The sequence below is a fragment of the Pontibacter virosus genome, from assembly GCF_003096355.1.
GTDB classification, from domain to species: domain Bacteria; phylum Bacteroidota; class Bacteroidia; order Cytophagales; family Hymenobacteraceae; genus Pontibacter; species Pontibacter virosus.
Map to the genome: position 1 here is coordinate 299,115 of NZ_QEKI01000003.1, position 17,575 is coordinate 316,689.

The following is a 17,575-nucleotide window of genomic DNA, read 5'->3' on the forward strand; positions in this document are numbered from 1 at the left end:
AATACAAACAGAAAAAGGCGGGAGTAATTCCGCCTTTTTCTGTTTGATGGTATAGCTTATACCTTAAACGTTGAATCGGAAGTGCATAATATCACCGTCCTGTACCACGTAGTCCTTGCCTTCCACCGCCATTTTACCGGCTTCCTTTATCTTCGCTTCGGTCTTGTATTCCTGGTAATCCTTTAGCTTGATCACCTCTGCGCGAATAAAACCCTTCTCGAAGTCAGAGTGGATGACACCCGCTGCAGCAGGGGCTTTCCAGCCTTTTCCGATGGTCCAGGCGCGGACTTCTTTCACACCGGCTGTAAAGTAGGTGATCAGGTTGAGCAGGTCGTAAGAGGCACGGATCAGTTTGTTCAGGCCAGACTCTTTCAAGCCATACTCTGCCAGGAACATTTCTTTTTCTTCGGGATCAGTTAGTTCTGCAATCTGCGCTTCGATGGAGGCTGAGATCAAAACGACCTGTGCATTCTCGTTTTTCACGTGCTCTTCCAAGGCTCGAGAAAATTCGTTGCCTTCCAGCATTGAGTTCTCGTCTACGTTGGCGGCATAAATCACCGGCTTGTCCGTGAGGAGGTTGAGCTCGCTAACTGTTTCTTTGTCTTCTTCGGTTGCTTCGAGACTGCGTGCGTTCAGGCCCTGCTCAAGGTGGTTCTTGTATTTCTCCAGAATGGCCAGCTCTTTTTTGGCTTTCGCATCACCGGCTTTGGCGGAGCGCTGTACCTTCTGCAGCATTTTATCAATCGACTCCAGGTCTTTTAATTGAAGCTCCGTATCGATGATCTCTTTGTCAGATATCGGATCTACTTTGCCCGCTACGTGTACGATGTTCGGATCTTCGAAGCAACGCACTACGTGAATGATGGCGTCTACCTCCCGGATGTTGGCCAGAAACTTGTTGCCTAGCCCTTCGCCTTTGCTGGCACCTTTTACCAGGCCGGCAATGTCCACAAACTCGATCACCGTTGGTAGCACGCGCTGCGGGTTTACCAACTCCTCCAGGATCTGGAGACGCTCATCTGGCACCGTGATTACGCCCACGTTTGGCTCGATGGTACAGAAAGGGTAGTTGGCAGATTCTGCCTTGGCATTCGAAATAGCGTTGAACAAAGTGGACTTGCCCACGTTTGGCAGTCCTACGATTCCGCATCTTAGTCCCATTTATCTTTATCTTGTTTTATATCAGGGTGCAAAGGTACGAAATTTCGGCAAGTATAGGGTAGGGGCCGGATGTATAAAAAAAGCCCGTGCTGATAACACGGGCTCTCGGTCGCTAAACTAAAAACGGGGATATTATTCCCACTTAAGTTCTTCATCAAAAGATACCTCGGCACTAGCCACCGGCACCGGTCTCAACTCAGCTTCGGCTGGGTTTTCGAGAGCGGCAAGCGCCTCTTCTGTCAAAAGTTCGGATTTAACGTGATCGATTGTGCCCTGTAAAGCTTCCATGAACTTCACGAAGTCCTCTTTGTAAAGGAAGATCTTGTGCTTCTCGTACGAGAATTCATCATCCTTGAACTTGCGCTTGCTCTCTGTGATGGTCACATAGAAGTCATTTGAGCGAGTTGATTTCACATCAAAGAAATACGTTCTCTTCCCTGCTCTCACCCTTTGGGAATAAATTTCTGCTTTGTCGTTGTTCTCTTCCACCGTGTTATAGACGTTAAATTCAACTTTCTGAACCTAAAGCTAACATATTGTTCTGATATATAAAAATTTTTGAATTTAAAATTTAGTGCTCTTGCAGCCCTGCAGAGAATTAATTCTATATTTGCCACCGGACCAAATATAGTATAGTATGAATTTGTTTTCACTTATACTGGTATTTCTCTTTTCATTCAACTCCGGCACGGCACTGTACTCTGCTGACGGGAAGGCTTCTTACTACGCCGACCGCATGCACGGACACCGAACGGCAAATGGCGAGCGCTACGACAAAATGCAGTTGACTGCTGCCCATGCCACCTTGCCGTTCAACACCTTTATACAGGTGACCAATGTGCGCAACGGCAAGACCGTAGTGGTGCGCATCAACGATCGGATGGCACCTAGCCGGCACCGGATCATAGACTTATCGAGGGCTGCAGCACAGCAGATCGGGCTGATCCGGGAGGGAGTTGCCCCGGTACAACTGCAGGAAGTTGCGGATGATGGGCAACCCGAAATGACCACCGTCGTTTCTGAGATAAAGCCGACCGGCAAGAAATAAGCCCTATACCTGTATGAAAAAGCCACTCACCCTAGCCGATGTTCAGAAATTTGAGAATATGGAATTTCTGGCAAAGCAGCTGGTGGAGGGCTTTATTACGGGGCTGCACCAGTCGCCCTACCATGGCTTTTCGGTGGAGTTTTCGGAGCACCGCCTTTACAACAGCGGCGAGAGCATCCGCCACATAGACTGGAAGGTATACGCCCGCACCGACAAGCTGTTTGTAAAGCGCTTTGAGGAAGAGACGAACCTGCGCTGCCACATCCTGCTCGATGTTTCCCCTTCCATGTACTACCCGGTGGAGAATCGCGGGAAACTGACTTTCAGTATACTTTGTGCGGCCGCACTGGCCACGTTGCTTCGGAAGCAGCGCGATGCCGTGGGTCTGGTGACCTTTGCCGACACTATACGCCAGCAAACGCCCGTGCGGTCTACGGCTTCGCACCTGCATACCCTGTTATTATTGCTCCAAAAGCAACTGGAAGAGGCACCCACCCGTGCACAAACTGATGTAGCGTCCGTCATCCATCAAATCGCCCAGCAGATACCCAAGCGCTCGCTGGTGGTGATCCTGAGTGATATGCTGGGTCAGCACGAGAACAGCGACGCCATTTTTGCAGCCCTGCAGCACCTCAAGCACCAGAAGCACGAAGTGCTGATCTTCCACGTGATGGACCGCCGCACCGAAGAGGAATTTGACTTTGCCGAACGCCCTTATGTGTTTGTGGATGTGGAGACAGGACAGGAACTGAAGCTGCAGCCATCGCAGGTGAAGGAGCACTACCGTAACGCCGTGGCCAACTATAAGCGCGAACTGGAACTGAAATGCGGCCAGTACAAGATCGACTTCGTGCCCGTAGATATCAGCGAACCGTTTGACAAGGTGCTGTACAGCTACCTGGTGAAGCGGGCGAAAGTGCGGTAGTTTAGTCCGGCGAATTATCCAGCGACTGCCATAGGTATTTGCAGGCCACGGTACGGTAGGGTCGCCAGTTTTCAGCAATATCGAGCATCCTTGCCTTGAGCGCCCTGCCGTTTTCTTCCAAACCGTAATGACGTTTCATGGCGTTCTGTATACCTAAATCATCTACCGGCAACACATCAGACCGTTCTAAAGCAAACATCAGCAGCATCTCTACCGTCCAACGCCCAACGCCTTTGATCTGCGTCAGGTGCTGGATCAGGGCTTCGTCTTCCATAACATCGATCACGCTGTGCTCTAGATTCCCACCTTGTGCAAAAGCTGCTACATTGCGCACATAGCCAATTTTCTGAAATGAAAGCCCTGCACTTCTCAGGGTTTCATCCGGCGTTTCGAGTACCAGGTGAGGATGCGGGTAGCTGTCCGGAAAGAGACCTTTGAAGCGCGCAAAGATAGTGGCCGCCGCTTTGGTGCTGAGCTGCTGCGACACGATGGCGCTGAGCATTTTAAAGTAAATGTCCTCTGACCGTGAAGATTCCAGCGGCTTTCCATTTCGTATAATACCTGCCAGTACCGGATCACTTGAAAGCACGGCCATCACTTCAGAAGTCATGTAATCTGGGTATTGCTCACTCATGCCTTTAGCTTTAAAAAAGAAGGTATAACCGAAGCTATACCTCCACCTGCTGTTTGTTCAATTTTTGCAATACTCCGAGCACATGCTGCAACATTTCCTCGCTCACATCCAGGTGCGTCACAAAGCGTATCATCTGCGGTCCGAAACTGCCAGCCCGGATGTTTTGCTCGGCCAGGAGGGCAACGAAATCTGTGTCCTTATACCTGTCATTCAATTTCAGGATAACAATATTGGTCTCTACCGGCATTACATAATCCACATAATCCGCTTCACGCAGCACCTGCTCTATGACTTTGGCTTTGCGGTGGTCTTCCGCCAGGCGCGCTACATGGTGATCGAGCGCATAGATGCCAGCCGCTGCCAGGTAACCGCCCTGGCGTATACCGCCACCCAGCACTTTGCGGATGCGACGCGACTTTTTGATAAATGCTTTGGTGCCGAGCAGCAGCGAGCCCACTGGCGCACCCAGGCCTTTGGAAAGGCAGATCGAGATGCTGTCGAAGTACTTGCCGTATTCCTGTGGGTTCTCTCCAGAAGCTACCAACGCATTGAAAACACGCGCACCATCCAGGTGCAGGGCAATGCCGTAGCGCTTGCATACCTCAGAAATGGCCGCGATCTCAGGCAAGGTATAGTAGGAACCACCCCCTTTGTTGCAAGTATTCTCGAGTGCTACCAGACGGGTAGGAGGGTAGTGGATGTTATCCGGACGAATGTGCGCCTCTACCTGAGCAGGCGTCATTTTACCGCGTTCACCGTGCACCAGTGCCACCGATGCTCCGGAGTTAAACATGATGCCGCCTCCTTCATACTGGTAAATGTGCGCCGTAATGTCGCAGATCACCTCCGTCATCGGCTCGGTGTGTGCTTTGATGGCGATCTGGTTCGTCATGGTACCGGAAGGACAGAAAAGGCCTGCTTCCATCCCAAACAGGGCAGCGGCTTTCTGCTCGAGGGCATTTATGGTCGGGTCTTCTTCGTACACGTCGTCGCCTACCTGAGCGGCAAACATGGCCTGCAGCATATCAGGAGTGGGCTTGGTAACGGTATCCGAGCGTAGGTCTGTTATGTTCATATCGAATTTGATGCTAGAAATACTTTACTTTGTAAAAATAATAACTTACTTTTGCCCTTCAAATTTAAATTTTGCAACGATGGGAGTTACTAGACTTAAAAGAAAAGACCGTAAGAATAAGGCAAGAGCAAACAACAAGGTTGCCAGAATTAAGCAATTGCTTTTGACACCAGTTATCAAGAACGTGGACATGGACGAGCTGCGTGCTCAGTTCGGTGAAGCGCCAAAGAACAAGAAGGAAGAAGAAGCTTCTGCTGAGTAGTCTTTTACGGCAAAGTAAAACCATCTGCCTGCCAACGCTGTGAAAGCTGCGGGTGGCGGGTTTTCCGAAGACTTCAAAGTGTGCTTGCACCAGCAGGCACGCTTTTTTTATGCCCTTTTGCCCAGCTCGATCACCTGCAGGTCGCGCACCTTTCCCGCTTCTATTGAGAAGCGCACCATCGTGCGCACCTTGTGAAAGCCGTGCATACCAGCCGCCCCCGGATTGATGTGCAACAGGTTGTTCAGGCTTTTGTCAGGCATTACTTTCAGGATGTGCGAGTGACCGGTGATGAAAAGGCCCGGCGGGTTTGCCCTGATCTGATCTCGGATATCCGGATGGTATTTGCCCGGGTAGCCCCCGATATGCGTCATGAGCACGTCCAGCCCGTTGGCCTCGAAGCGCAGTACCTTTGGGTATAGCACCCGGATGTCCTGCCCGTCGATGTTGCCGTACACGCCCCGAAGGGGGGCCACCTCGCTGAGACGCTCCGCCACCCGGGCAGTGCCGAAATCACCGGCGTGCCAGATCTCGTCCCGGTCGCCCAGCAGGCGCAGGATCTGATCGTCTACGTAGTCGTGCGTGTCAGAGAGGAGGCCTATTTTCATGCTATACCTTTAAAAAAGTCTTTTGATCGCTGGTAGAATTCCTTTGTCCTTTGTCAAAAGCCCTTTTGTCTTGTACAATTATACCTTCCAGGTTTCCGGTGACTGGCGCCATTCAGCCAGCGTTGGCATGGCCGATTCCGGGATGTACCCGTTTTGCATGGCCGCTTCCGTCAGCGCCTGGTAATCGCTCAGGGAGTGCAGCGGTATACCTGCCTCTTTAAAATTGTTTTCTGCCACCGTAAAACCATACGTGAAAATGGCTGCCATACCGATCACATTGCCGCCCGCTGAACGTACGGCCTCGGCTGCCTTCAGCGAACTTCCGCCTGTCGAGATCAAATCTTCCACCATCACCACTTTCTGACCCGAAATTAATTTGCCTTCAATCTGGTTGGCCATACCATGACTTTTTGGTTGCGGCCGTACATACAGAAAGGGCATTTCGAGCAGATCGGCCACGAGTACACCCTGCGCTATACCTGCCGTGGCCACGCCTGCAATGGCTTCGGCCTCCGGAAAGTTTTGCCGGATCATGTCTGCCAACTGCTGCTTGATGTAGCTCCGGATGTAGGGGAAGGATAACGTTACGCGGTTGTCGCAGTAAATGGGCGAATTCCAGCCGGAGCTCCATTTAAAAGGCTGCTCTGGTCTCAATTTCACGGCCTCGGTTTCCAGCAGGAAAGAGGCTACCTGGTGTGCTGTCGTCTGATTATCCATGGCCGAATTTAAGAAATATTTCCCCTTTTTGGCGACCTGTATTTTCTTTACAGCGAAATATTGATTGATTTGTGTAAATTTCAAGCCTGATATACGAGCACCTTTCCCTATGAACGTTTTCATTAACGATATTCCGCTTATCATCAAAAAGTCAAACGAGAAGGTATACCGTCATCACTACGACCTGGTGCTCGATGCTGACAACCATTTTACGTCTAAGGATCTGGTGGGGGATGTGATGATCAAACGGGCTGACGCACAATTAATTGACCGTATAATCAGGTTGATGGAAGTGAAGAAGCTGAAAAAGCTGAATTCACTTACGCTGGTAGCCAATAAGAAAAAGCAACTGATCGAGCACCTGAAGGACCAGTTCAAGATCGTGAAGGCCGGTGGCGGACTGGTGCTGAAAGACGGCAAGATCCTGATGATTTACCGCCTGGGTGTATGGGATCTGCCAAAAGGGAAGCTGGATAAAGGCGAGAAGTCGCAGGATGGAGCTATACGGGAGGTAGAAGAGGAGTGCAACATAACGGTACAGGTGTTGCGCAAACTCCCGAAAACCTGGCATTCCTATGCCTATAAGGGCAAAAAGATCCTCAAGAAGACGAGTTGGTACCTGATGCAATGCAGCGACGACAGCCTGATGAAACCTCAAGCCGAGGAGTTTATTGAAGAAGTGCGTTGGATGACGCCTGAAGAGGCCATGGAAGTGTTACCAAAAGCCTATACCTCCATCGCTTTTATTGTGCGGGAATATCTCCAATCTCTGAAATCTGGAAAGGTATAAAATCATCCACGTTTCCTCCGAAACGGTGAATCTCACGGATGATGGTGGAACTGATGGCCGCCAGAGCCGGTGAGGTGATCAGGAAAACAGTCTCCAGTTCCGGGTTAATGTGACGGTTAGCCTGGGCGATCGTATTTTCATATTCGAAGTCAGTCGTATTGCGCAGTCCGCGCAGTAAAAATGTAGCCCCCACTTCCCGCGCAAACTCTGCCGTCAGCCCTTTGTAAGGCTGCGCCTGTATGTTAGGCTGGTCCTTAAACACCCCATTGATCACCTCCACCATTTTGTCTACCGGAATGTAGCGCTGCTTGCTGCTGTTATTCCCTATGGCAATGATGATCTCATCAAACATCTTGGAACCACGCAACACCACATCCAGGTGGCCATTGGTAAATGGGTCAAACGATCCGGGAAATATAGCGGTTCTTTTCATTTTTGATTGAGTGATTTAGCGAATGAGTGAGTTGGTTGATGGTTGAAAGGCTAAATTGTTATAGGGCTTATCTTAAAGCAAGTTGAATTACAGTGCATGGAGGTTGCTTCATGAAGGGTACGATTGCACAGCGGGTCAATGCTTAAGAATACTAACAATTCAACCATCAACAATTTAAATAATTTATACTACTCACAAAAATGTAAGCTGAACAGTTCGAAATAGCGGTGTTCGAATAGGTCATCGAACTTGTAGCTGTAGCCTACGTCAGTAGGGCGTTTGCCGAAGCGTACCTGCCGGATGTATTTTTTGAGTATGTTGAAGAGGCTGGAATCCGGGGTGATGTCGCCCCAGGCCGTAATGGTTTCCTGCTCCGGGTTCATCTTCTGCTCCTGCATCACAAAAATAACGAAGTAGATAAAGTCTTCGGGGCTCAGGTAATGGAACACGTTACAGAACTGCAGCCCATTTTCGTCTATCACGAGCACGGTTACATAATTACGCTCGACATAGAGGTGCATGGTGCGGCCCGCCTTGCGGTCTGACTGGTGTAGCAGGCTTTTGATCAGTGCGCTGGTCTGGTGCGTGAACCGAACAGGGCGCTCCGGGAAAAGGCTTTGGGCCATGCGGTAGAGTACACCATCGATGGCGAAAATATTCACTGCATCCAATCCGAACGTGCGGTTGTAGAGGATGACATGCTGCTGTGGGTCGAGGTTGCTATGCAGCCGCAGGTAGTCTTCCTGATGCGCCGGATCAAAGAGCGTTTCCGGTACGAGGGTAAAGAACTGGTTGCTGACACTGACGCGAATGTCGAGCCAGCGTTGCTCCTGCAGGATGGGGCTTTGGTCGGCAATAAGGCGCAACTGCTCGGCTATCTGAAGCGGCGTAAATACTGTGATAAGCTCGTAATCCTCGAGGGCCACAAACTTGTTGCGCTCTACATCTACTACGGCTAGGCGCATGGCTTTTGAGCTGACAGCAATATAGAGATTACAATTGCCTGCCTGCGAAAGCTTAAAAGCCTCATCCTGTAGTTGGTAGGATAGCCGAAAGTGCGTGTTAATGGTCGTCAAGGTATAGGAGCTCCGGTTGATAGTATATTGCGCTATGCAAGTATACTAAAAATCTAGTAAAAGGATCATGCCTGCACAAAGCGATGTGGCAGGCCGAACAGATCGTCCAGCGAAAACAGGTAATGGAGTATGCTGTGTTTGTCAGCCAAAGGAATCTGGCGTATTTCTTCGAGGCTCAGAAAAGCGACTTCTTCGATCAGTTGCTGTTCCGCACTTGCCTCTGGATCTATACCTCTTACCAGTTCGCCACCTATCACTTCCAGCTCAAAGAACAGCTCTACAGCCTGAAGCGGCTTCTCCAGGAATTCATTTACAAACAGGAAGCGCTTCACTTTTGTATGCAAACCAGTTTCTTCCAGCACTTCGCGCACCAGGCAGGCTTCCACGGTTTCGCCGTACTGCAGCCCGCCGCCGGGCGGTGCCCAGAAAGCGACATTGTTAAGCGTTGGCTGGTGGCGCACAAGTAGGAGTTTATTGTCCTGCAGGCAAATGCCGCACACGCGCAGCCTTACTTTACCGGCATAGGCGGCGGCATTGGGGTTTAGTGTGTTCATGTTTGCGATAGCGGGGTATAGGTGGTAAATTTACAAAATGATTCAGACCTACAACCCCGATTTTCGGGCGGATATAAAAGAAAAACTGGAGCGCCAGGAGTTTATGAAGCTCATGGGCTTTGAAGTAACCAAAATAGAAGTGGGCAGGGTAGAGGGCGAACTGCTGCTGGAACAGAAGCACAAGCAGCACAAGGGCTTCGCGCACGGCGGCGTTATCGCGACGCTAGCCGATATTGTGGCGGGCTTTGCCGCCGTAAGTCTGGTGCCGAAGGGGCACCACGTAGTAACAGCCGAGATCAAAGTGTCCTACTTCCATCCGGGTGTGGGCGACAAGCTGCTTGCCAAGGGCTATGTGCTGAAGCAGGGACGTAAACTTAATTTCTGTGAAGCCGAGGTATACGTGGTAAAAGATGCCCAGGAGCCCCTTCTGATTGCTAAAGCCAGCGCCTCCATGGCCAACATTGCACCAAGTGAGTTAAAAGTTGAGAGTTAAAAGTTTAAAGTGAGAGGTATAAGATCTATCCTATGCGAATGATCCATGCTTTATTTTTCCATCTTTAAAATGAAACACTTCTAACTTTTAACTCATAACTTTCAACTCTTAACTCCTAAAAATGCGTCCAGTAGAGGCACTTAGAACAAGTTTTCCGTTTGAGCCTACCCAGGATCAGGCGCGGCTTTTTGCCAAGCTTGACGAATTTATATCGGACACCGAAGCCGAAAAATCTGTGTTCTTGCTTAAAGGCTACGCCGGTACAGGTAAAACAACCGTGGTTACCTCGCTGGTGAAGATTCTCCGCACCTTTGGGTATAAGTATGTGTTGCTGGCCCCGACAGGCCGTGCTGCCAAGGTGATGGCCTCGTACAGCGGCCGCAAAGCGTTTACCATCCACAAAAAGATATACCGGCAAACGGCTAACCCTTATTCCGAAGGACTGGCCTTCACCCGCATGCCCAACAAAGCGGACAAGACCTTTTACATCGTAGACGAGTCATCCATGATCTCGGACGACACTGGCTTTGGGCAAAATGGTTTGCTGCGGGACCTGATGGGCTACGTGTTTGAGAACAAGAGCAACAAACTACTCTTGATCGGTGATACGGCCCAGTTGCCCCCGGTTAACCAGGCACTTAGTCCGGCACTTAACGCAGATTACTTAAAGCAAAACTTCCGTTGCCAGGTACACGAGCTGGAACTACGCCAGGTCATGCGACAGGCGGAGGCCTCGGGCATACTGATGAATGCCACGCAGCTGCGTGACCAATTGCTAAGCGATAAGCCTGAGATAAAACTGCACACCAAAGGCTGGCGCGACATTTACCGCATGACGGGCGAAAAGCTTGAAGACGGCCTGCGCTACGCTTACGACAAGTTTGGGGTTGAGAACTCCATTGTGATTTGCCGCTCCAACAAGTCCGCTAACCTGTACAATCAACACATCCGGCGCCAGATATTTTTCTCGGAGGACGAGATCGGCGTGGGGGATTACCTGATGATCGTGCGAAATAACTACTTCTGGTTGCCAAAGGAGTCTAACATCGGCTTTATGGCCAATGGCGACTTTGTCGAGATCACCAAAATCATCCGGTATGAGGACATGTACGACCTCCGCTTTGCCGATGTGCGCGTGCGATTCGTTGACTATCCGGAAGAGGATGAACTGGAAGTGAAAATCATGCTCGACACCTTGTATACCGATGCGCCGGCCTTGCCAGCCGACCAGAACAAGAAGCTGTATGATGCGGTGCTGCAGGATTACGCAGACATCAAAAACAAACGGGAGCGCTCCAAAGAGATGAAGCAAAACCCCTACCTGAATGCGCTGCAGGTAAAGTTTGCTTATGCCCTGACCTGCCATAAAGCGCAGGGTGGCCAGTGGAAAGCCGTATTTGTCGATCAGGGATTCTTGAAGGATGATATGGTGAACGAGGAATTTGCGCGCTGGCTTTATACGGCGCTCACCCGTTCGTCGGAAGAGTTATACCTGCTGAACTTTAGCAAGCAACTATTGGTTGACTGATATATTCAGATGGTCTGCCAAAACGTTAGAACATAACAACAGACAAATCGTAACAGCAATAGCAAAACCCTTTATACGTATGAAAAAGTTAATCCTGTCTTTTGCAATGGCAGCACTGGTAGCCGGTGGTGCCGTAGCACAGCAAGGCCCTGCCAAGCAAACGGCCGCTCCACAGGCACAGGCCAAATCAGGTCCTGCCATCACGTTTGAGTCAACCGAGCACAACTTTGGTGAGATCGCGCAAGGCGATGTGGTAGAACATACCTTTACCTTTACCAACACGGGTACACAGCCGCTTGTGATTGATCGCGTGGATGTTACTTGCGGGTGCACATCACCTGACTGGACCAAAGAGGCGGTGATGCCAGGCAAGACTGGTTATGTGAAGGCCAAGTACAACAGCGCTGGTCGCATGGGCCAGCAGAAGAAAGCCATCACGATTCACTCGAATACAGGTGAGCCAACGTACGTTTACATCGTAACCAACATCAAAGAGAAGCCGGCTTCTGCCGCTAAAACACAGTAAGTGGCTATACATTCCCAAAAGAGAAAGGCTCCCGGCAAATAACCGGGAGCCTTTCTCTTTTGTATAATTCCTATACCTTAAAGCGCTTTCAGGATGGCGTAGAACAGGGCGGCCCAACCCACAATCATAGCAGTTCCACCGATTGGGGTAATGGCACCCATCCAGGTCACGCCCGTCAGGATCAAGGTATAGAGTGAGCCCGAGAAGATGATGATGCCGATCAGGAAGGCCCAGGCGGCAATCTGCAGGGCTGGGTGCTCCACTTTAAACAGCAGCAGCCCCACTGCCAGCAGGGCCAGTGTATGGTACATCTGGTATTTCACAGCGGTCTCAAAGGTCTCGACACGGTTGGTGGCGCGCAGCATGGGGGCCAGGGCATGCGCCCCGAAGGCGCCGATCATCACGCTAAGTGCGCCCAGGGCACTGGCTATTAAGAGTATGGCTTTTTGAGTCACGGGTAAAGTGTATTTTGGTTTGACAAACGCTAATTTCCGACATTAATCAGCCATTTCATAATTCCAGGTACAAGTTGGGGTAATCCGAAATTAGCCCGTCCACGCCCATGTCTTTTAATCGCTGCATCACCTGCAATTCATTGATCGTCCAGGGAACTACCTTCATGCCTTTTGCATGGCAATCTTTGATTAACTTTGGCGTGACGAGCCTGTAATAGGGGCTGTAGATGTCAGGTATAAAACCCAGCGCTTCCAGGTTCTTGTCAAGCCCCTTCACGTTTTCAACCAGGAGCGAAGTTTTCATATGCGGGTAGTGCTGGCGCAGTACCTGCAGCGTGCGCACGTCAAACGACTGGATGATGACCCACCCGGCTATACCTTTCGCTTCGATCACGCCCATGAGCAATTCCACAAATTCCTCGGGAGCAGGGTGCAGCTTGCCGTCACCGCTAGGCTTTGATTTCGTCTCGATGTTGTAGTTTACTTGCGGCAAGTCATTCTGCTGCAGGTGGGTCTGCACTGAGTCGATCAGGTCGGAGAGGAGGGGTTTGTAAACAGCAAGCTTCTCCTGCTGCGGAAACTTGTTGTAAAATTTGGAGCCCGCATTGAATGTTTTGATAGTGGCATAGTCCATCTGGTAAAGCACATACTTACGCTTGTCGGCAGCTGGTATTTCACTGCCATCAGGCAGTAGGTCGTGCTCGTGGTTGATGTAGGGATCGTGGGATAGCACCACCTGCTTATCTTTGGTAATGTGCGTGTCCATCTCCAAAGTAGTCACCCCCAGCTCCAATGCCCGGATCATGGCCGGAATGGTGTTCTCCGGCATCAGGCCGCGGGCACCCCGGTGGCCTTCCAAATCGAAAGCGGGCAGGTGGCGGACTGTGCTGTCAGGTATGGCGCCTTGTTGTGCAGGCATGGTGCAAGAGCTTAGCAGGTATAGGAAAGGGGCAAAAAGCAGGTTTTTGTGCATGCGGGTATTTTTGCAGCAAGATAGGCGAAACCACAGGCAAGGCTATGCCTTATTCCCGTTAAGAAATCGTTAAATCTTATACCTGTCTCTCGCCTTCTTCCCGCAGCAGCTTATTCGTCTTCGCCTTCCAGCGCTTCGATCACCTGCTCTTCAAATTCATCCTGGCTGTCGTACTGTGTAAACTCCAGGGTCTTGCCTTTTTCTTTCAGCTCGTGCACCACATCCAGTGCCACTACCAGCGGCTCCATCTCACGACCTATCAATCTGGCGTCCCAATCCGGGCCGAGCAGCAATTGATCGCCATACATGCCCACGCACCAGTTTTCCAAAAACTCAACCAGTGTGATGGACTCCGGCTTGTACTCTTTCCAGTCGTCTTCGGCACAGGTTTTGGCGCCTTCTGCATTGGACCAGAAGAGGATCACCTCTGCATCTTCAAATTCAGCAGAACTGGAAGTAGCCCAGGTTTCGTCATGTGTCAGACCCCAGACGCTTTCTGTGTCAACAATGCGTTGGATGAATTTTCTGTAATTGGCCTCCATGTTCTCGTTGGTATTTTCTTGCATGGTGATGGTTGGTTTAGCGTGAAAAGATGGTGTAAGGTATGATTATTTGTTGTAATTGCGAGCTCCAAATATGCCGCTGCCTACGCGTATAAGAGTACTTCCTTCAGCTACAGCCAGTTCCCAGTCAGAGGTCATGCCCATTGAGATTTCTTTGAAGTCGTCGTTGGCGGCAAAGAATGTTTCTTTCAGCTTTTCGAAGTATCCCCTCAGTGTTCTGAATTCTCCGCGAAGTTTCTCCTCGTCATCGGTATTGGTGGCGATGCCCATTACTCCGGTAATACGGATGAAGTGCATGTTACGGTACTCGTCGCTTTGCAGCAGGGCAACGGCCTCATCGTAGCTCATGCCATACTTGGTTACCTCGTCGGCAATGTCGAACTGCAACATGCAGTTGACAGGCAGAGTGCGGTTGAACTGTTCGGCCCTCTTATTGACCTCCACCAGCAGCTTCAGGCTGTCCACAGACTGTATGGTGTCGATGAATTGTGCGATCTGTTTTACCTTATTGGTCTGCAGGTGCCCGATCAGATGCCAGGCGATGTCGTGCGGCAAAGCATCCCGTTTTTCCAGCAATTCCTGCACTTTGTTTTCTCCGAAAATGCGATGCCCTGCATCATAGGCTTCCATGATCATTTCGGGGGAATGTGTTTTGGAAACAGCTACCAGGCGACAGGGGGTGCCACGCAGTATCTCATCAAAAAAACGAATATTATCAGCAATGTCAGACATAGTTTTATGTTTGTGTTCAGTATATTTCCAGTACTCATATGATTCAGGTATATACCATTCGTCATTCCTGTTTAAAGAGCTGCTACAAGGAATAGCAAAAAAGCCTCCCCCAAACCTCATAACTTTCTCACCATCTAACTCCCAAATTCCCAAACTCCTCAATTCCCAAACTCTCAAACTCACTAGTCTTCCAGCACATTGGTCACGAAGGTGTTTTTCAGGAGCATCCAGATCACAAGTAATAGCAACGCCCACTTCAGGTATACCTGGTAGTAGTCGTAGGTGTCGCGGAAACGCTTTTCCCTTACCTCCGTTTTCTCGTACTGGTCGATGTTCAGGAAAACCTCCTGCAAACCTTCGCGTGAGTCGGCTCTGAAAAACTGGCCATCGCCAGTCTGCGATATTTCGCGCAGGCTTTTTTCGTCTAACTGCGTTTCGACTAACAAGGTTTTGCCATTGGCATCCACATCGTAGGGCACCAGGCCGTCTTTTCCTATCCCGATCGTGTATACCTTGATCTGGTGCGCATAGGCCAGGCGGGCCGCCATGTTCGGATCCAGGCTACCGGCCGTGTTCTCACCGTCGCTGATCAGAATGGCTACTTTACTCTTGGCATTGGAGTCGCGCATGCGGTTGATGGCCACGGCAAGTGCGCTGCCAATGGCCGTACCGTCGTTTGGGATCATCCCGTTTTCGATGGAGCGAATGCTCTCGCGAAGCAGTTCGTAATCGGTGGTAAGTGGAGCCAGGGAATAGGCATCGCCGGCAAAAACCACCAAGCCGATGCGGTCGGCCACGCGACCGTTTATGAAGTTGATGGCGACGTCTTTGGCTGCTTCCAGACGGCTTGGCTTAATGTCCTGCAGCTCCATGGAGCCCGATATATCCATGACCAGCACAATGTCTATACCTTCGGCCGTTTGCTCTACCTGTTCGTTTATACGCTGTGGCCGGGCCAGGGCCAGCAGCACCAGCATCACAAACAGCATGAATACCACTTCCGGTACAAAGCGGAGCAGGCTCGACCATTGCCAGCGCACGGTTCCTTCGAACATGGCCATGTCCAGCTTGCTGCGAGATTTGAGGCGGAGCAAGCCTTTGAGCAGGAATAGGAGGGGCACCACCGGCAGGGCATACAGCACCAGCGGGTATACCCAATCGAAAGAGCGCATTGTACTCAGGCTAAACCACTCTAGGCTCAGCCAGTCCAGCATGTCAGGGCTTATTTCTAGCATTTCCTGTTATTTCGCGGTGGGTTTTGTAGCGGCTGCGGGCAAAGCGGCGCAGCATGCTCAGGGCCTGGTTTGTTTCCTGGTCGGGCTCGGCCGTAATGTTGCCGTAAATGGCTTTGTCGCACAGGCGCAGCGCCACGTTCACTTGTTCGTCGTCGTTGTAGTACTCCACAATCTCCTTTGTGGTAAAGGAGTTAATGGCGCTGCGCTCGAGTTTGGTCAGGTAGTTTTTCCAAAGCGCCACGGCTTTCTCCATACTGGTTGGCACACCTGTTTTCACGAAGCGGTCCACGTGGGAGTTATACCTGGAGTTGAAGTACAGGTGGTCCTTACGAAGGCGGTAGAGTTGGTATTTGATTTTGATCGTTTGCCCGAACACCAGCCACACCAGCGCGATAAAAGCCGCAATGGTTACGATCCAGAGCACCAGAATAGGCCAGTCGAAACGTTCCTCCACCTGCGCCAGGGTTGTCTGTGTGCGCAGTTGAAGCGGAGTGGAGACGTCCTGCACCAACTGGCGCAACACTACTGACCGCTTTGGCGACACGACTTGCAAGGTATCTTTGCCTTGCAGCACAATGGCCGGCAGTTCAAGCGACTGTATTGGTGTAGTGTCGAAGGTGCGCAAGGTATAGACGGTGCTGTCTGTGCTGATGCCTGCGCGGGTGTTGGTCGGATAATATTCCTGCCGCACCAGTTCAAAGGGGTCAAAGTTAAAGCTGGAGTCGGGCAGTATAACTTCCTGGGCTGCTGGGTGCCGGTGCACAAGTGTATAGCGCACGAGCTCTCCGATATACACAGAGTCTTTGCTGAAGCCACCGACTGGCGGAAGCAACTGCTGCGCCTGCGTGCCAATGGAGATCAAGCAAAAGAATATAAGCAGAGTTTTACGCACTTTTCTTGGAAGTTCGGTTGCGGAGGCGGAAAAGGTTTACCAGCTGCATGACGTAGTCTTCATTGGCCTGTATGGCCAGGTAGTTCGCCTGGTATTTCTGGCAGATCCTGATCACTCTGTCCTGGTTCTGTTTGTACTGGGCAAAATAATGTTCCTTGAATTCTGCGCCTGAAGTGTTGAGCCAGATGGTTTTCCCGGTTTCTTTATCCACGACAGGCACAATGCCCAGGCTCGGCATGTTACGCTCACGCAGATCGAGCAGCTGAATCACGATCAGGTCGTGGCGCTTTGCCAGCATGGCCAGTTCCCTTTCGTAGTTGACGTCAATGAAATCGGAGATCAGTAGAATAATACTACGACGCTTCACAATGTCCAGGGTAAGCTTTATACCAGCGGCAAGGTTCGTCTTCACTGATTTGGGCTTCAGTTCACTCAGCGCCTTGATCAGGGTATACGCCTGCTCTATACCTTTGGCAGGCTTGATGTATTTCTCTTTCTGATCACTGAAGCAAATGATGCCGATCTGGCTCTGTTGTCGGGCGGCAGCGAGGGCGAGCACCCCGCATATTTCTTTCCCTACATCCAGTTTGTGCTGGCGGCCCGTTCCCACGGTTTGCGAAGCGCTTACATCCAGCATCAGAAAAACGGACTGCTCTTTTTCTTCCCGATAGGTTTTCACGAAAGTACCCTGCCCTTTAGCCGACACGTGCCAGTCAATAGAACGCACATCGTCACCGTACTGGTAGGCGCGCACGTCATCAAACTCCAGCCCCGTTCCTTTGAAAACGGAGTGGAAGTCGCCCTGCATCTGGGTGTTGATGGCTTTGCGTATGCGTATCTCGTACTTGCGCAGCTTTTGAACAAGTTCCTTCATAGGGTAGGGGCTTTGCCTCAGATT

At 50.8% G+C, this 17,575-nt stretch carries 22 protein-coding genes; 6 read left to right on the top strand and 16 right to left on the bottom strand.

Annotated elements, in window-relative coordinates; all coding sequences use genetic code 11:
* Window positions 1-63: 63 nt before the first annotated feature.
* Window positions 64-1,161, bottom strand: coding sequence for a redox-regulated ATPase YchF (ychF, locus tag C8E01_RS06520; protein WP_116542547.1), 1,098 nt, complete (start codon window positions 1,159-1,161; stop codon window positions 64-66).
* Window positions 1,162-1,293: 132 nt separating this feature from the next.
* Window positions 1,294-1,650, bottom strand: coding sequence for a DUF3276 family protein (locus tag C8E01_RS06525; protein WP_116542548.1), 357 nt, complete (start codon window positions 1,648-1,650; stop codon window positions 1,294-1,296).
* Between the two features lie 148 nt (window positions 1,651-1,798).
* On the opposite strand from C8E01_RS06525, the gene C8E01_RS06530 reads away from it, so the two are divergent.
* Both C8E01_RS06530 and C8E01_RS06535 read left to right on the top strand, forming a co-directional pair.
* On the top strand, window positions 1,799-2,209 hold the full coding sequence (locus C8E01_RS06530) for a septal ring lytic transglycosylase RlpA family protein (protein ID WP_116542549.1): 411 nt from the start codon (window positions 1,799-1,801) through the stop codon (window positions 2,207-2,209).
* A gap of 13 nt (window positions 2,210-2,222) precedes the next feature.
* Window positions 2,223-3,134: a DUF58 domain-containing protein gene (locus C8E01_RS06535; RefSeq protein ID WP_116542550.1), complete on the top strand. Its 912-nt coding sequence runs from the start codon at window positions 2,223-2,225 to the stop codon at window positions 3,132-3,134.
* A gap of 1 nt (window position 3,135) precedes the next feature.
* Here the strand turns inward: C8E01_RS06535 and C8E01_RS06540 are convergent, their stop codons facing one another.
* The 4 genes from C8E01_RS06540 to pyrE all read right to left on the bottom strand — a co-directional run bounded on the left by C8E01_RS06540 (window position 3,136) and on the right by pyrE (window position 6,427).
* Window positions 3,136-3,768: a DNA-3-methyladenine glycosylase family protein gene (locus C8E01_RS06540; protein ID WP_116542551.1), complete on the bottom strand. Its 633-nt coding sequence runs from the start codon at window positions 3,766-3,768 to the stop codon at window positions 3,136-3,138.
* A gap of 34 nt (window positions 3,769-3,802) precedes the next feature.
* Complete coding sequence (locus C8E01_RS06545) at window positions 3,803-4,843, bottom strand: threonine aldolase family protein (protein ID WP_116542552.1); 1,041 nt, start codon at window positions 4,841-4,843, stop codon at window positions 3,803-3,805.
* Window positions 4,844-5,212: 369 nt separating this feature from the next.
* Window positions 5,213-5,710 carry a metallophosphoesterase family protein gene (locus C8E01_RS06555; RefSeq protein ID WP_116542553.1) on the bottom strand — a complete coding sequence of 166 codons (498 nt, stop codon included), beginning with the start codon at window positions 5,708-5,710 and terminating at the stop codon, window positions 5,213-5,215.
* Window positions 5,711-5,788: 78 nt separating this feature from the next.
* On the bottom strand, window positions 5,789-6,427 hold the full coding sequence (gene pyrE, locus C8E01_RS06560) for an orotate phosphoribosyltransferase (protein WP_116542689.1): 639 nt from the start codon (window positions 6,425-6,427) through the stop codon (window positions 5,789-5,791).
* Between the two features lie 109 nt (window positions 6,428-6,536).
* Between pyrE and C8E01_RS06565 the strand changes: the two genes are divergently transcribed.
* Window positions 6,537-7,217 (top strand): NUDIX hydrolase, encoded by a 681-nt coding sequence (locus C8E01_RS06565; RefSeq protein WP_116542554.1) that lies wholly within the window; start codon window positions 6,537-6,539, stop codon window positions 7,215-7,217.
* Here C8E01_RS06565 and coaD read toward each other — a convergent pair.
* The 3 genes from coaD to C8E01_RS06580 all read right to left on the bottom strand — a co-directional run bounded on the left by coaD (window position 7,171) and on the right by C8E01_RS06580 (window position 9,280).
* Window positions 7,171-7,650 carry a pantetheine-phosphate adenylyltransferase gene (gene coaD / locus C8E01_RS06570; RefSeq protein ID WP_116542555.1) on the bottom strand — a complete coding sequence of 160 codons (480 nt, stop codon included), beginning with the start codon at window positions 7,648-7,650 and terminating at the stop codon, window positions 7,171-7,173. The two genes, C8E01_RS06565 and coaD, sit on opposite strands and share 47 nt — an antisense overlap.
* 188 nt (window positions 7,651-7,838) lie before the next feature.
* A complete protein-coding gene (locus C8E01_RS06575) occupies window positions 7,839-8,726 on the bottom strand; it encodes a DUF3822 family protein (RefSeq protein WP_116542556.1) in 888 nt (295 codons plus the stop codon).
* 65 nt (window positions 8,727-8,791) lie between these two features.
* Window positions 8,792-9,280, bottom strand: a complete 489-nt coding sequence (locus C8E01_RS06580) for an NUDIX domain-containing protein (RefSeq protein ID WP_116542557.1) — start codon at window positions 9,278-9,280, stop codon at window positions 8,792-8,794.
* Window positions 9,281-9,317: 37 nt separating this feature from the next.
* Between C8E01_RS06580 and C8E01_RS06585 the strand changes: the two genes are divergently transcribed.
* The 3 genes from C8E01_RS06585 to C8E01_RS06595 all read left to right on the top strand — a co-directional run bounded on the left by C8E01_RS06585 (window position 9,318) and on the right by C8E01_RS06595 (window position 11,827).
* The gene (locus tag C8E01_RS06585) at window positions 9,318-9,773 is read left to right on the top strand and encodes a PaaI family thioesterase (RefSeq protein WP_116542558.1); all 456 of its coding nucleotides are present in this window, start codon (window positions 9,318-9,320) and stop codon (window positions 9,771-9,773) included.
* A 121-nt stretch (window positions 9,774-9,894) separates the two neighbouring features.
* A complete protein-coding gene (locus tag C8E01_RS06590) occupies window positions 9,895-11,301 on the top strand; it encodes an ATP-dependent DNA helicase (protein WP_116542559.1) in 1,407 nt (468 codons plus the stop codon).
* Between the two features lie 79 nt (window positions 11,302-11,380).
* Window positions 11,381-11,827 carry a DUF1573 domain-containing protein gene (locus tag C8E01_RS06595; protein ID WP_116542560.1) on the top strand — a complete coding sequence of 149 codons (447 nt, stop codon included), beginning with the start codon at window positions 11,381-11,383 and terminating at the stop codon, window positions 11,825-11,827.
* A gap of 77 nt (window positions 11,828-11,904) precedes the next feature.
* On the opposite strand, the gene C8E01_RS06600 is transcribed toward C8E01_RS06595, so the two are convergent.
* The 7 genes from C8E01_RS06600 to C8E01_RS06630 all read right to left on the bottom strand — a co-directional run bounded on the left by C8E01_RS06600 (window position 11,905) and on the right by C8E01_RS06630 (window position 17,551).
* Entirely contained in the window at window positions 11,905-12,282 is a 378-nt protein-coding gene (locus tag C8E01_RS06600) for a DUF423 domain-containing protein (RefSeq protein ID WP_229733880.1), read from the bottom strand.
* Window positions 12,283-12,337: 55 nt separating this feature from the next.
* Window positions 12,338-13,255, bottom strand: coding sequence for a glycerophosphodiester phosphodiesterase family protein (locus C8E01_RS06605; protein WP_116542562.1), 918 nt, complete (start codon window positions 13,253-13,255; stop codon window positions 12,338-12,340).
* A gap of 110 nt (window positions 13,256-13,365) precedes the next feature.
* Entirely contained in the window at window positions 13,366-13,821 is a 456-nt protein-coding gene (locus tag C8E01_RS06610) for a DUF2750 domain-containing protein (RefSeq protein ID WP_116542563.1), read from the bottom strand.
* A 42-nt stretch (window positions 13,822-13,863) separates the two neighbouring features.
* The gene (locus tag C8E01_RS06615) at window positions 13,864-14,550 is read right to left on the bottom strand and encodes a YggS family pyridoxal phosphate-dependent enzyme (RefSeq protein WP_116542564.1); all 687 of its coding nucleotides are present in this window, start codon (window positions 14,548-14,550) and stop codon (window positions 13,864-13,866) included.
* A gap of 182 nt (window positions 14,551-14,732) precedes the next feature.
* The gene (locus tag C8E01_RS06620) at window positions 14,733-15,785 is read right to left on the bottom strand and encodes a vWA domain-containing protein (RefSeq protein WP_165820580.1); all 1,053 of its coding nucleotides are present in this window, start codon (window positions 15,783-15,785) and stop codon (window positions 14,733-14,735) included.
* Entirely contained in the window at window positions 15,766-16,677 is a 912-nt protein-coding gene (locus C8E01_RS06625) for a hypothetical protein (RefSeq protein ID WP_133242735.1), read from the bottom strand. Before C8E01_RS06625 ends, C8E01_RS06620 begins: the two co-directional genes overlap by 20 nt.
* Window positions 16,670-17,551 carry a DUF58 domain-containing protein gene (locus C8E01_RS06630; protein WP_116542566.1) on the bottom strand — a complete coding sequence of 294 codons (882 nt, stop codon included), beginning with the start codon at window positions 17,549-17,551 and terminating at the stop codon, window positions 16,670-16,672. The genes C8E01_RS06625 and C8E01_RS06630 overlap by 8 nt, the downstream gene beginning before the upstream one ends.
* Window positions 17,552-17,575 lie beyond the last annotated feature (24 nt).